The 12957-nt window shown below is 64.8% G+C and carries 11 protein-coding genes; 1 reads left to right on the top strand and 10 read right to left on the bottom strand.

Annotation, left to right across the window (positions count from 1 at the left end; all coding sequences use genetic code 11):
* Window positions 1-3 precede the first annotated feature (3 nt).
* The 4 genes from ABIB35_RS04130 to ABIB35_RS04115 all read right to left on the bottom strand — a co-directional run bounded on the left by ABIB35_RS04130 (window position 4) and on the right by ABIB35_RS04115 (window position 3906).
* Window positions 4-765 (bottom strand): SDR family NAD(P)-dependent oxidoreductase, encoded by a 762-nt coding sequence (locus tag ABIB35_RS04130; protein ID WP_354179144.1) that lies wholly within the window; start codon window positions 763-765, stop codon window positions 4-6.
* Entirely contained in the window at window positions 765-2426 is a 1662-nt protein-coding gene (locus ABIB35_RS04125; RefSeq protein WP_354179143.1) for an ABC1 kinase family protein, read from the bottom strand. The genes ABIB35_RS04130 and ABIB35_RS04125 overlap by 1 nt, the downstream gene beginning before the upstream one ends.
* Window positions 2427-2635: 209 nt before the next feature.
* Window positions 2636-3322, bottom strand: a complete 687-nt coding sequence (locus tag ABIB35_RS04120; protein ID WP_354179141.1) for an SDR family NAD(P)-dependent oxidoreductase — start codon at window positions 3320-3322, stop codon at window positions 2636-2638.
* A 149-nt stretch (window positions 3323-3471) separates the two neighbouring features.
* Window positions 3472-3906, bottom strand: coding sequence for an acyl-CoA thioesterase (locus ABIB35_RS04115; protein WP_354179139.1), 435 nt, complete (start codon window positions 3904-3906; stop codon window positions 3472-3474).
* Between the two features lie 340 nt (window positions 3907-4246).
* Between ABIB35_RS04115 and ABIB35_RS04110 the strand changes: the two genes are divergently transcribed.
* Window positions 4247-4606 (top strand): VOC family protein, encoded by a 360-nt coding sequence (locus ABIB35_RS04110; RefSeq protein ID WP_354179137.1) that lies wholly within the window; start codon window positions 4247-4249, stop codon window positions 4604-4606.
* Here ABIB35_RS04110 and ABIB35_RS04105 read toward each other — a convergent pair.
* The 6 genes from ABIB35_RS04105 to abc-f all read right to left on the bottom strand — a co-directional run bounded on the left by ABIB35_RS04105 (window position 4603) and on the right by abc-f (window position 12929).
* Window positions 4603-6291: a DUF4389 domain-containing protein gene (locus ABIB35_RS04105; protein WP_354179135.1), complete on the bottom strand. Its 1689-nt coding sequence runs from the start codon at window positions 6289-6291 to the stop codon at window positions 4603-4605. The two genes, ABIB35_RS04110 and ABIB35_RS04105, sit on opposite strands and share 4 nt — an antisense overlap.
* 160 nt (window positions 6292-6451) lie before the next feature.
* The gene (lpdA, locus tag ABIB35_RS04100) at window positions 6452-7852 is read right to left on the bottom strand and encodes a dihydrolipoyl dehydrogenase (protein ID WP_354179133.1); all 1401 of its coding nucleotides are present in this window, start codon (window positions 7850-7852) and stop codon (window positions 6452-6454) included.
* A 100-nt stretch (window positions 7853-7952) separates the two neighbouring features.
* Entirely contained in the window at window positions 7953-9470 is a 1518-nt protein-coding gene (locus tag ABIB35_RS04095; RefSeq protein ID WP_354179131.1) for a carboxylesterase/lipase family protein, read from the bottom strand.
* A 165-nt stretch (window positions 9471-9635) separates the two neighbouring features.
* Window positions 9636-10805 (bottom strand): N(5)-(carboxyethyl)ornithine synthase, encoded by a 1170-nt coding sequence (locus ABIB35_RS04090; RefSeq protein WP_354179129.1) that lies wholly within the window; start codon window positions 10803-10805, stop codon window positions 9636-9638.
* Window positions 10806-10871: 66 nt separating this feature from the next.
* Window positions 10872-11096: a hypothetical protein gene (locus ABIB35_RS04085; protein WP_354179127.1), complete on the bottom strand. Its 225-nt coding sequence runs from the start codon at window positions 11094-11096 to the stop codon at window positions 10872-10874.
* A 195-nt stretch (window positions 11097-11291) separates the two neighbouring features.
* Window positions 11292-12929, bottom strand: a complete 1638-nt coding sequence (gene abc-f, locus ABIB35_RS04080) for a ribosomal protection-like ABC-F family protein (RefSeq protein ID WP_354179125.1) — start codon at window positions 12927-12929, stop codon at window positions 11292-11294.
* Window positions 12930-12957: the final 28 nt, after the last annotated feature.

Below are 12957 nucleotides of genomic sequence, written 5' to 3'. Positions count from 1 at the left end.
ACCTCACAGCTGGATGCCCCGGGACAGCCCGCCGTCCACCAGGATATTGGCCCCCGTGACCCGTGAGGCACGGGGGCTGGACACGAAAACAACGACGTCGGCCACCTCCTGAGGCGTTCCCATCCTTCCGGTGGGATTCCGGGCAACAGCTGCTTCATAGGCCTCGGGATCCGTCTCCTCGAGGATGGCCCAGACACCGCCCCGGTAGTACGTGTTGCCCGCGGTCACCGTGTTGGCCCGGATACCGAGAGGCGCCACGCGAAAGGCAAGGCCCGCCATATATCCGGCCAGTGCCGTCTTGGCCGTGGCGTACGGCCCGGCGGCAAAATCCGCTTCTCTGCCCGATACGTTGGAGACGGCCACGATGGACGGTGCCGAGCTCAGTTCCAGATGGGGTAGGGCGGCCTTGACCAGCCGCACCGTCCCCATCAAATCGATACTCAGGGACACACCCCAGTTTTCATCCGTGTCATCCAGCGCCATCGCTGTGGCAGCGGACACGACAATATCGAGCCCGCCGAAGCTGAGCGCCGACTCGCTGACCCATTTCGCCAGGGAGCCGGGATGTCCCACATCCACCACAGAGCCTTCAATGCGGCCTCTCGCCCCGGACAGCTGCTCCTCCAGAACCTGGACGTCGTACCCGCTGCGCGCACAAAACGCTACGTTGGCCCCTTCCCGGGAGAACTCCTCCACGACGGACCGTCCGATTCCCCTGGTGCCCCCGGATACGAGGACAGTCATTCCCGCCAGCGAGAAGTCCATCAGTAGTCCCTCATCCGCTGTTTGCGGGCGCTCCAGGCCAAATATCCGCCCAGCGCACCGGTGGAGGCCAGTCCCGCTGTCATGAGCGGAGCCTGCCAGTTCTTCCAACGATCGGTGTCCCCCAGCGTCAGCTCACCGACACCCCGGATAAAGGCAGCCGCGAAAACAGCAGCCACCATCCGGTTGCCAACCCTTTCCAGCCGCTCCACGAGAGGGGCGAGCTCCTCGGCCCGCAGATGTACCTCGAACCCCTCGAAATCCAGCGTGTTCAACAGCCGACGCAGCTGATCCGGCAACTCGGCGCCGAGCTCCAGCGTTTCGGCGCCGGCCTGGCCCAGCCGCCGCGCAAAAGTCACCGGGTTCAGCTGATGCATGGTCATCCGCTTGGCATACGGTGCCAGGGTTTTTCCCATGCTGAAGTCCGGATCCAGCACCTCCCCCATGCCCTCCGTCATGATCAGCATGCGCAGCAGCAGCGCCATTTCCCGCGGCAGCTGCAGGTGGTGGCTGCGGATAATGCCCAGGGCTCCGCTGATGATCCGGCCTACGGGGGCGGTTCCCAGAGTCCGGCCCTGATAGAGGCGGATCAGCTGCTGCAGGTCCAGGCGCAGCCGAACCCGGTCCACCCGCCGGGACGTGGGGCACATCCGGATCAGAGCCGACGCCATCTTCTCCGGATCGTTGCGGATAATCGCAACAAAGAGTGCGGACAGCTGGGCGCGCAGCTTGTCGTCAACCTCCCCCACCATCCCGAAATCGATGAGGCCGATCTGCCCGCCTCGCTTCACGAAGATGTTCCCCGGATGAGGATCTGCATGGAAGAAGCCGTCGTCGAAGACCATCTTCATCTCAGCGTCCGCCGCCCTGGCAGCGAGCGCCTTGCGGTCGATTCCGGCAGCGTCGATCGCGGCGATGTCCGTGACTTTCAGCCCGTACAGCCGCTGTAGGGTCAGGATCTTGGAGGTGCTGTAGTCGTGGTACACCACGGGGATCTGGATCGCGGGGTCGTCCTGGAAGTTCGCCGCAAAGCGCCGGGTGTTGCGGGCCTCCTGCGCATAGTCCAGTTCGTCCCGGAGCGTTTGAGCGAACTCGTCCATGAGGGCCTTGACGTCATAGTCCCGCGCCGCCTCCCAGTGCCGGCCCGCATAGCCCGCAAGCCCCTGGAGGATGTCAAGATCTTCGTTGACCACTTCATCCACGCCCGGACGGCGGATTTTCACCACCACATCGGTGTTGTCCGGCAACCGTGCGGCATAGACCTGCCCAATGGAGGCGCTGGCCAGCGGCACGGTGCCAAAGGCGGCAAACCGCGTCAGCGCATCCTCTCCCAACTCCGCTTCCAGCACCGGGCGGATCTGTTCCCAGGGCACCGGATCGGCATTATCCTGCAGCTTGGCCAGCTCCTGCTGGTATTTGGGCGGCAGGAGGTCCTGCCGCGTGGACAGCAGCTGGCCCAGCTTCACGAACGTGGGCCCCAGCTCCTCCAGCGCCCGGCGCAGGTACTCCGGGCTTCCGGCCGGCTGCTGGGGACGGTCACCGGGCTGCTCCTTGCGCCGGAACGGAAGCCTGGCTTCAAGGCCGGACGCGGCAACCAAGTAGCCAAGCCCGTTGCGGTACAGAATTTCGGCCATCTGCCGGTAGCGGTCAAGATGGGTCTTCACGCTGGGCTCCCGTCCCGGCGGCAGGCAATGGAAAGAGTGCAGCGGAAGCTCTGCGGCCGTACCTGAACCCTACGGCTGTGCGGGGAGGTTGGAACAGGGTGCACAGGCCCTTTCACCATCGCGCGCCCGGTGTCTGGACATCCCGCCCGGCGGGGCCGGAGATCAGACGCACTGCCCTGTGCGGGCGCGATGGGTGTGCTGCCGCCGAATCAGGCGACGCCCCAGCCGTCGTCGGCCGGAAGGATCGCACCGGTGACGTTGGCGGCGTCGTCGCTGAGACCAATCACTGCATGCTTGGACGTCGTGTAGGCCGCGCCGGCAATGGAGCCGCGGAGTCCGGCCTGGGAGGAAACGTTCACAATGGATCCGGTGCCGCGCGCGAGCATCAGCGGAATCAGGGCGCGCGATAAGCGGAAGGGCCCGCCCACGTTGATGCGCAACACGCTCTCCCAGAGCTCATCTTCCACCTCGTGCAGAGCCACCATGTTCTCGGCGATCCCTGCCACGACAGCCAGGCAGTCCACGCGGCCCAGCGCCTGGACAGCAATCTTGTTCACGTCGGACTGGTTGGAGATATCGGCCACCACTCCGGTGATGTCCAGGTCCGGGTTACTTTCCAGGAGCGCTTCCATCCGCAGCGTGCTGAGATCAATCGCCAGTACGTGGCCGCCCTCGCGGGCCACCCGCAGGGCCGTGGCCCGCCCAATCCCCGACGCCGCACCGGAGACCACCACCGTTTTGCCGTCAAACCGGCCTTCGACACACGGTTCAACCCAGTCATTCGGAGCCGGCGGGACCGCGGAAGGAACAAGATGGGCGGTTGCCGGACGAAGGGAATCGCCCATAAGCCGGTTTGCTGCCTGCACCATCAGGTCCAGGTATTCAGTGGTCACCATGGGCGTTGCTGACCGTCACCAGCGAGGAGAGAGGGAGCAGGCGGATGGCGTACAGCGCCCGCGCGTCAGGGCTGCGCCGGTGGCTGCCTCCGGGGGCGGATAAAGCAGCTGGAGCCCCGAATCCGCACTCCGCTGCCCGATGGGGCCTGTTAGGCGTCCACTTCGATGGGAGGAATGTGCTCGGTGGGAAGCCGGTCCCGATCGTAGGTGATCTCTGTGAAACCGTGCGGCATCGGATGGCCGTGCGAGTCAAGGCTCACAAAAACAATGCGGTCAATCGTCAGGATGCTCTTGCGGGTAATCATGTTGCGCACTTCGGCGCGCATCGTCAGGGACGTCCGGCCGAACTTGGTGGCGCGGAGCCCCATTTCGATCATGTCGCCCTGCTGTGCGGAACTGACAAAGTTGATCTCCGACATCAGTTTCGTGACGACCCGGCCGTTGCCCATCTGCAGGATGGCGTAAATTGTTGCTTCTTCGTCGATCCATCGCAGAAGGCTGCCGCCAAACAGGGTTCCGTTGGCATTCAGGTCTTCGGGACGGACCCACTTCCGGGTGTGAAAATTAATGTTTTCGAGGTCCATATTTCAAGACTAGCGAGGACCGTCGGGGTCCGGCAGCCAGTTGTGACGCACCAAACGGGCGCCGGTCACACGGCTCACCCCGGTTCCGGAGACACTCCCCGGCAGCGCGCGCTGCGGTACCCACAACGGTGAGGGAAAACACCCGGGTCCTGAGGACCGGCCTGCCGCCGGCTGCCCTGGCTTCGGGAACCCAGCCGCGGCCGGACCGGGAGTGCATGGCCCGGCACCCGGATCGCACGGGGCTCTCCGGGAACTTGACCGCGCCGGGGGCCGATGCTAGTTTCAGCGTGCCCAACCGGCCCGCGCTGCAGCCGGAAACCGCCAGCCAAGGATCTGCCACATGACCAGTACATTTGCTTCCCTTGCCCTCGACGCAGTTGATGTCCGCCGGTTGGCGGATTTTTGGACCCGGGCACTGGATTACCGGATTGCTGAGGAGGGCGACGGCATTATCAGCCTTGCCCCCCTGGACGGCTACGGCCCGCCGATCGACATCCTGCCGGTGCCGGAGCCCAAAACGGTGAAGAACCGGTTGCATCTGGATCTGCGGGCGAATGGTTGCACGGGTGAGGAGGAAGTGCAGCGCCTGCTGGAGCTGGGCGCAGTCCGCGCGGATGTGGGGCAGGACCCGGACGTTACGTGGACGGTGCTGGCAGATCCCGAGGGCAACGAGTTCTGCATCCTCGGGACCTCCAGCTAGCTTCTCCCCGGCCCCGGCCCCGGCTCCGGCCGTCCCAGTCCTGCGGCCTCGTCCCTGCGGTCCGCAGGTCCCTGGTCAAGCCGGAAGGGCGGGTAATCGTCCCGCATCAGCGCCGCATAGGCCAGCACCCGGTAGGACCACCGGTTCAAGCCCATCAGCAGATCGAAAAGATGGCGCGGATAGCGGCCGCGGAACAACAGGATCACCACAGCTATGAGGACCAGGAGGGTCAGCAGAGACAGGCCCTGGGTGCTGACCACGGCTGCGGGGGCTCCTTCCCATCCCTCATCCCAGGCTGCGGCCCACATGCCGCCCGGAACCATCTGAGTCCATCCGCCGCTCCATTCCTGGCCCTGTCCGCCGGAAATGTAGAACCGGTTCACGACGACGGCAGCTTGGGTAAACGCGCTCACAACCAGCGCCTGCGGAATGACGAGGAGCCACCATTTAATGAGGACCAGCCAGCGGGAGAGCTCCCGCGGATAGTCAACGCTGAAGTCTGCCGGATAGTCGGTGCGGTCCAGCGTGAACGGCGGATACCGGTCGGTACCCAGAACACGGGTGGCATAGAACGTGACCCGCCAGCTCCAGCGGACCACCCCCACATTGAAGTCGAACAGTCCGTGCGGATACCGGCCCGTGAAGAGGATGGCGAAACCGGCAACCACAGTGGTGACAAAAAAGGCAATCCACAGGAAAAACAGCACGATGTAGTGCGGAATCGCCAGGAACCATTTGACCAGCCACATCCAGCGGGAGAGGTTCGGTTCCAGCTCCCCGTAGAGGCGCGCGGGGTAGCGGGGGCCGGACAGTGCAGCATCCCGCACCCCTGCACCTGCTGCTGCACCTGCTGCTCCAGCCATGCCAAGCGCGGATGCTCCGCCCGGCCGGACAGCCCGGTTGCCGGACGGCGGCAGCTGCCCCGGTCCGTACCTGTCCTGCATCTGGCCGTACGTTTGGGGCGCACCTGCGCCGTACTGCTCCGCCGGCTGCGGCGGACCGCCCCCAGGAGCCGGCCCAACCGGCGGACGGCGCAGCCCGGATGCTCCGATAACCACCAAGGCAATTCCTGCCACCAGGAAGACGATGCTGGAGATCAGAAGGGCCCAGGTCACCGGCTGGAGGAAGTCGGAACGCACGCCCATCTGCAGGTCCGCAGCGACCGGCCGGCTTCCGTCGGCATTCATGACCACGACGGTCCAATCACCCTGGTCCAGGTTCCATTCCAGGGACTGCTGCCCGCTTCCGCTGGATGTAACGGCCCAGAAATCCTGTTCTCCCGGAGGCGCGGGGGAATCGGACCCCTCCATTTCCAGGTAGTAGGCACGGAACGGGCTGAAGTTCACCCTCTGCAGCTCGCTGTGCTGCACGTCCAGCAGATAGCGGTCCACGGCGGACCGGGGGCCAATGCCAAGGAAGAGCTCCTGGCCCGCATCGGTGGCAACACCCTGGACCCGAAGTGTTGCAACCTCGTCCGCCGAAGTGACGCCCTGATCCACCTCGATTTCCGGCACGGTCAGTGCATATGAGTCCACCGCATAGGTTTCTTCAGGAACGGAGAAAAAACGGTTGTCGCCCTGACGGGCATTCAGGACCCCCACAGCGGCCGCACCCGCAGCCAACCCCAGGCCGATCAGGATCAGCAGGCTCCCGACAACAAGCATGATGATTTTGCCGGTTCTCATGATCTAACCTGCCTCCGGACCATCCCCTCCTCACAGGGTTCTCCGGAGCGCGCAGCTGTGTCAAGGCTCCCGCCAGCCCGCGGATTCGGCGGGTCCCAGCCCGTGCCCGCCGTCGTCGTTCAAGCGGTGCGGGAAGAAAACGTCAGCTAACCGCCCGCCCTCAGAAGTTGATCATATGACCCGTGAGGCCGTGGAAGGCTTCCTGCAGTGCCTCGCTGAGCGTGGGGTGCGTGTGCACGTTTCGCGCCAGCTCATAGGCGGTCAGGTCCCACTTCTGCGCCAGGGTCAGCTCCGGCAGCAGCTCGGATACATCCGGTCCAATCAGATGCCCGCCCAGCAGCTCCAGGTGTTCCTTGTCTGCCACGAGCTTCACGAAGCCCACCGGATCGCCCAGCCCATGCGCTTTCCCGTTGGCCGTGAAAGGAAACATGCTCACCACCACGTCGTGCCCCTCATCGCGGGCCTGCTGCTCGGTCAGCCCAAAACTGGCTACCTGCGGCTGGCAGAAGGTGGCCCGGGGCATCATCCGGTAATCCCCCAGCGGCATAGTTTCGGCCTTACCGATGGTCTCCGCGGCCACCACGCCCATGGCCTCGGCCACGTGGGCCAGCTGCAGCTTGGCCGTCACATCACCGATGGCATAAATGTGCGGCACATTGGTGCGCATGAACTCGTCGACGGCGACCGCCCCGCGGTCGGTGAGCTCAACACCGGTCTTTTCCAGGCCGTATCCTTCGGTGCGCGGCGCAAAGCCGATGGACATCATCACCCGGTCCGCCTCGATGGACCCGTCCTTGCCGTTTTTATCCTTGTAGGTCACTGTCACCGATGATCCGTTGTCGGTCACCGTTTCCACCTTGGTGGAGGTCAGGATTGGCACGCCCAGCTTCTTGTACTGCTTGGTGATCTCCTTGGAGACGTCCGCGTCCTCATTGGGCAGGGCCCGGTCCAGGAATTCGATAATGGTCACGTCCACACCGTAGCTGCGGTGCACATACGCGAATTCCATGCCGATGGCACCGGCACCCACAATCACGATCTTCTTCGGCAGGTCCCGGTCCATGATCTGAGCCTCATACGTCACCACATTCTCAGAGAGTTCGACACCCGGCAGCAGGCGCACATACGTCCCCGTGGCAATGATGGCGTTGTCAAAGGTGATGCTTTCAGTGCCGCCCTTCGAGAGCGAGACTTCAAGGGTGTGGTCATCAGTGAACACCCCGTGGCCGTCATACTCGGTGATTTTGTTCTTCTGCATCAGGAAGTGGACGCCCTTGACCCTGCCGTCCGCGACCTGCCGGCTGCGGTCGAATGCGGCGCCGAAATCAAACGAAACGTCTCCGCTCATGCCGAAGGTTTTCGCCTGGTTGGTGAAAATCTGGGCGAGCTCGGCGTTGCGCAGCAACGCCTTGGAGGGAATGCAGCCAACGTTCAGGCACACACCGCCCCAGTACTTCTCCTCCACCACTGCCACGCTCAAACCGAGCTGGGCCGCCCGAATAGCTGCCACGTAACCGCCGGGACCGGCTCCCAGGACCACGACGTCGTAATGTTCACTCATGCTGGCCAACTCTCCTTTTGCACGCTGTTTTTACACACCGCGGTAGGGGCAAGACATCCAAAGCTGGGTTAACCCTCCCACAGCCTCCCGGTGAGGGCCATCACAAATAGCCGCGGTAACCCGCCCAGGCGCGGCGCCGCTCGGGGAAGGGATCGGACTCAACCCTGTCCTCGACGTCAAAGATCCGGGTATGGCGCTGCACGGGTTCATAGCGCGGCCAGTCCGGACCCGGGCTGCCGGTCTTCGCCAGGCTTAGCAGCGTGCCCTGGAAACGCGCCGAGAGCTCCTTCAGGGCCGCCGCCCCGCCCAGGACGGACAGCGCACGGGTAATGGGCTCGCGGGTTTCGCCGAACATCACGGGCACGTCCATGGCATGGGTGGCACCGAAGCCGAGCAGGTTCATCAGGGGCGTGGCGAAATCGTACCGGTAGGACCAGGTGGGGGCCACCAGCGAGTGCGACTCCGCCACCACGGTGGAGGGATACCAGAACACCAGGTCGCCGCTGATTTCCACCGACCGTTCCCTGGACGGATACCCGGGGTAGGCGGCGAGCACCCGGGCCTGCGCCTCGGGATCCGTGCCGGCAAACATCTTCTCGATGCGGTCCGGGGTGGAGGGCAGGATGTCCACCATCTTGGCGAACAACGCTCCTTCCCGTGCCATGGTGCCCAGTACCAGCGGTACCGGTGCCGCCAGCCCCTTCATGAAGGTGTCCAGGGGGTGCTCGGGCAGGAAATCGCCGTCGACCACCGGCGAGACGCTCAGGGACCCCGGTTTGTCCGCCGGCCCGATCTTGGACGTCAGCTGGTTGGTGGCGCGCACCAGCACCTCAGCCGGAAGGGTGGACAGGGCATCGGCGGCGTCGGACAGGGGCACCTTGAGGATCTGCAGCAGGTCCCGGGCCCAGGAGGCGTGCAGTTCCTGCGAGTAGGCGCTGGACGGAGCCGCACTCTGGGCATAGGCCCGGTGGAACAGCCCCCTGGCGGCGGGGATGCACATCAGTGAGGTCACCGAGATTCCGCCCGCTGATTCGCCGAAGATGGTCACGTTCCGGGGATCCCCGCCGAAGTCTGAGATGTTGTCCCGGACCCATTCCAGAGCGGCCACCTGATCGCGCAGCCCCAGGTTGGAGTCGAAGGCGCGGCCGGCAGCCGAAAACGTGCTGAAGTCCATGAACCCCAGTGCCCCGATCCGGTAGTTCAGGGACACGTAGACTGCCTCCCCGGTCCGGACCAGATGCGAGCCGCGGTAGGTCTTCACCGTGGAGGATCCGGAGCTGAAGGCACCGCCGTAAAAGTAGACCAGCACGGGCAGCTGGCCGAACTCCGGTTCCAGCGGTGCCGAAACGTTCAGCGTCAGGCAGTCTTCGTCCATGGGGGCCCGGCGCCGGGAGCCGGTGAGCGAGGGGTTGCGGGACTGCGGCGGAGCCGCGCCGAACGCGCTTCCGTCCAGCACCCCGTTCCAGCGCTGCGGCAACTGGGGAGACCGCAGCCGCAGCTCGCCAACCGGCGGTGCCGCATAAGGAATCCCCCGCCAGGTCCGGACTCCGTTGGCCACCGTTCCACGGATCAAACCGTTTTCCGTGGGGATCAGCAGGGATGTCACGTCTATGGTCATGAGCTGCTCGATTCCTGTCAACGGTCACGGTGCGGCCTTAAAACCATAGACCCCGCACACGGACGCCTCCTAGGCCCGGAGACCTTCCCGGCACCGGCGAACCCTCAACTGTTTCGATACGTTGCTTTTTGATCCGCCCGGTCAGGTGCCATCCACGGCGCAGCCTCAGGCCGCTGTAACCGCGTGGGGATACTCCGCCGACCGGCCCTGGAACGCCAGTACCGCGGGGTTGAGGATCCGGCCATTCCGGATTTCGATGGCGCGGAACACGCTGGCTTCCTCGTCCCAGGCCTCCGGGCCGGACATCACCGTGCGCAGGAAGGGCAGCACTGCTTCGCTGATTTCCCAGGTTGCCGAATCCCAGAGGTATGAGGGGCTGTGGTCCACGGCGTAATACCGGATGCCGCTGCCCACCTCGAACACGGGATCGGCAAAGGTGGTGGGTTTGGCCCAGGAGAAACCCATGCCCTCATCACAGGACACGTCAATGATCAGGCTGCCCGGAGCAAAAGCCGCCAGATCGTCTTCCTGCAGATACGTCAGCGGAGCGTTGGGATCCTGCAGGGTGCAGTTGACCACCAGGTCGAACCCGGCGAGGTACGGCGCCAGGTCTTCCTGCCCGTCCTCGGTAAGGACGTGGCTCAGGTGGGGCAGCTCGGCGTCGCGCTCAAAGCGCAGGATCCGCGCGGAATGGATGGGCGAGCCCACCGCTGCAGTTTCCCGGTTGGTGAGTACCTGCACATCGTGGATTCCCAGCGCATTCAGGGCGGTGACGGCCCCACGGGCGGTGGCACCAAAGCCGATGACGACGGCGCTGAGCCGCCGGCCGTAGTCTCCGGTGGCGCCGGCAAGTCCCAGGGCGTGCAGGACTGAACTGTAGCCCGCGAGCTCATTGTTTTTGTGGAAAACGTGGAGACCGAATCCACCGTCCGAGTTCCAGTGGTTCATTGCTTCAAAGGCAATCAGCGTGAGGGACTTGTCCACGGCCAGCTGAGTGATGACCCGGTCCTGGACGCAGTGCGGCCAGCCCCACAGCACCTGCCCGTCGGAGAGTTCCTGCAGGTCCTGGGCCTGCGGCTTGGGGAGCAGGACCACATCCGACGCGGCAATGACCTCACTGCGCGGCGCCATCCGGTTTACGAGCGGAGCCAGCTGATCGTCGCTGAGGCCAAACCGTTCGCCGTAGCCCTGTTCCAGGATGATCCGGGCCCGGAGGTCGGCGTCGATCCGTTCCAGATGGCGCGGATGCAACGGGAGGCGCCGTTCGTCCGTCTTGCGCGAGCTGGCAATCACGCCCAGGGTTCTCAACGAGCGGTCCGTAACTGTGCTGCTCATGCGTACTCCCAAGTTTCACCAGGCAAAGTGCCGGGGCTACTGAGACTACGCCCTGTGCCGTGGCAGCTAAGCGGTGGCGAAGACCAGTTCCGCCGAACGGACCGCAGCGGGCTGCCGGGCCGGAGCCGAAGTGCGCTGCAAACGGCGGTGCACCAGCAACTCTTTGAGGCACAGGAGGGCCACCGCGGCAATGTTGAGGGCGGCTTTGGTGCCGGTGGACCAATCCGTGCTCACGCACAGGACCCAGACGCTGAGCAGGACGGGCACGTCCATGACGCGCAGGCCCTTCACCGGTCAATCCTTCCAAGCAGCTGCAGTGAAGCCATGATAACTACTCCCCCCGAAAGACCGAGACCTGAGAAAACCGAGACCTTACATTTACAACGACATATACAGCGACACACTCAAAGCGAAACCAGTTCTTTGCAGTAACATCTACCACATTCACGCCGGTAATGGTATTCAGTATTGCCTCACTGAATACCTCTACTGCACGGTGACAATTCCGCCGGTGACGTCCCAGCGGGCATCCAGCCGGACATTTTCCAGCATCCGCCGGTCATGTGAGACCAGGAGCAGCGCTCCCTCGTAGCTTTCCAGCGCCTCTTCCAGCTGCTCGATCGCCGGCAGGTCCAGGTGGTTGGTCGGCTCGTCGAGCACCAGCAGATTCACGCCGCGGGCCTGCAGCAGCGCCAGTGAGGCCCGGGTCCGCTCGCCCGGCGACAGCGACTGCACGGCGCTGGTCACCTGATCCGCCTTGAGCCCAAACTTGGCCAGCAGGGTGCGCACCTCGGCGCTGTTCATTTCCGGAACCGCCGCCTCAAACGCATCCCCCAGCGGCAGGGCGTGGTCCAGCTGCCCGCGGGCCTGGTCAATCTCCCCCACGGCCACCGAGGAACCCAGTGAGGAGCTGCCGTCGCTGGGTTCCAGCCGGCCGAGCAGGAGTGCCAGCAGGGTGGACTTTCCCGCACCGTTGGGTCCGGTGATCCCGATCCGCTCCCCGGCGTTGATCTGGACCGAGACCGGCCCCAGCGTAAAGGATCCACGGCGGGCCACCACGTTGTTCAGCGTGGCAACCACTGAACTGGACCTCGGGGCCGCCCCAATGGTGAACTGCAGCTGCCATTCCTTGCGCGGCTCCTCCACTTCATCCAGGCGCGCAATCCGGGATTCCATCTGCCGCACTTTCTGCGCCTGCTTCTCGGAAGATTCCGCCGAGGCCTTTCGCCGGATCTTGTCATTGTCCGGCGCTTTCTTCATGGCATTGCGAACACCCTGGGAGCTCCACTCGCGTGTGGTGCGGGCACGGGAGACCAGATCCGCTTTCTTGTCGGCGAACTCCTCGTATGCCTCGCGGGCATGCCGGCGCGACACGTCGCGTTCCTCCAGGAAGGCGTCGTACCCGCCGTCGTATACGGCCACTTTGTTCTGCGCCAGGTCAAGCTCCACCACGGTGGTCACGCAGCGGGCCAGGAATTCGCGGTCATGCGAAACGAGGACCACGCCGCCGCGCAGGCCCTGAACAAAGTCCTCCAGCCGGGCGAGTCCGGCCAGGTCCAGGTCATTGGTGGGCTCGTCCAGGAGCACAATGTCGAACCGGCTCAGCAGCAGGGCCGCGAGTGCCACCCGGGCTGCCTGCCCACCGGAGAGTGAGGTCATCAGCGCGTCCGCGCCCACGTCCAGCCCCAGCTCGGCGAGGACGGCCGGATTCCGGTCCTCCAAATCAGCGGCTCCACTGGCCAGCCAGTGATCCAGCGCGACGGCGTAGGCGTCGTCGGCCCCTTTGGCTCCGGAGCCAAGCGCCTCCGCAGTGGCTTCCATCGCTTCGGTGGCTGCCGCCGCGCCGGTGCGGCGACCGATGTAGCCGGCCACCGTTTCACCCTCCACGCGTTCGTGTTCCTGGGGCAGCCAGCCAATGAAGGCATCCGCGGGAGCGGTGGACACGCTGCCGGCGAGTGGCTCGGCAGCGCCGGCCAGCAGACGCAGGAGAGTGGATTTTCCGGCGCCGTTGGACCCCACCACACCCACTACGTCGCCCGGCGCGACGGTCAGAAACAGATGCGAGAAAAGGGTGCGGTGGGCGTAGCCGCCGGACAGATCGCGGGCTACGAGTGTTGCAGTCATGGGTCCATCCTATTTTGTTTGCGGCGGC

Origin of the sequence: Arthrobacter sp. UYP6, from assembly GCF_040547315.1 — a bacterium.
In the GTDB taxonomy this organism is placed as follows: Bacteria; Actinomycetota; Actinomycetes; order Actinomycetales; family Micrococcaceae; genus Arthrobacter_B.
This window is presented reverse-complemented; position numbering and strand designations above follow the sequence as displayed.

Bases quoted from the DNA above. Each gene is read 5' to 3' on its own strand.
- ABIB35_RS04120 (WP_354179141.1), bottom strand. From the start codon at position 3,322: ATGGTGACCACTGAATACCTGGACCTGATGGTGCAGGCAGCAAACCGG.
- ABIB35_RS04110 (WP_354179137.1), top strand. From the start codon at position 4,247: ATGACCAGTACATTTGCTTCCCTTGCCCTCGACGCAGTTGATGTCCGC.
- lpdA (WP_354179133.1), bottom strand. From the start codon at position 7,852: ATGAGTGAACATTACGACGTCGTGGTCCTGGGAGCCGGTCCCGGCGGT.
- abc-f (WP_354179125.1), bottom strand. From the start codon at position 12,929: ATGACTGCAACACTCGTAGCCCGCGATCTGTCCGGCGGCTACGCCCAC.
- ABIB35_RS04130 (WP_354179144.1), bottom strand. From the start codon at position 765: ATGGACTTCTCGCTGGCGGGAATGACTGTCCTCGTATCCGGGGGCACC.
- ABIB35_RS04105 (WP_354179135.1), bottom strand. From the start codon at position 6,291: ATGAGAACCGGCAAAATCATCATGCTTGTTGTCGGGAGCCTGCTGATC.
- ABIB35_RS04090 (WP_354179129.1), bottom strand. From the start codon at position 10,805: ATGAGCAGCACAGTTACGGACCGCTCGTTGAGAACCCTGGGCGTGATT.
- ABIB35_RS04115 (WP_354179139.1), bottom strand. From the start codon at position 3,906: ATGGACCTCGAAAACATTAATTTTCACACCCGGAAGTGGGTCCGTCCC.
- ABIB35_RS04095 (WP_354179131.1), bottom strand. From the start codon at position 9,470: ATGACCATAGACGTGACATCCCTGCTGATCCCCACGGAAAACGGTTTG.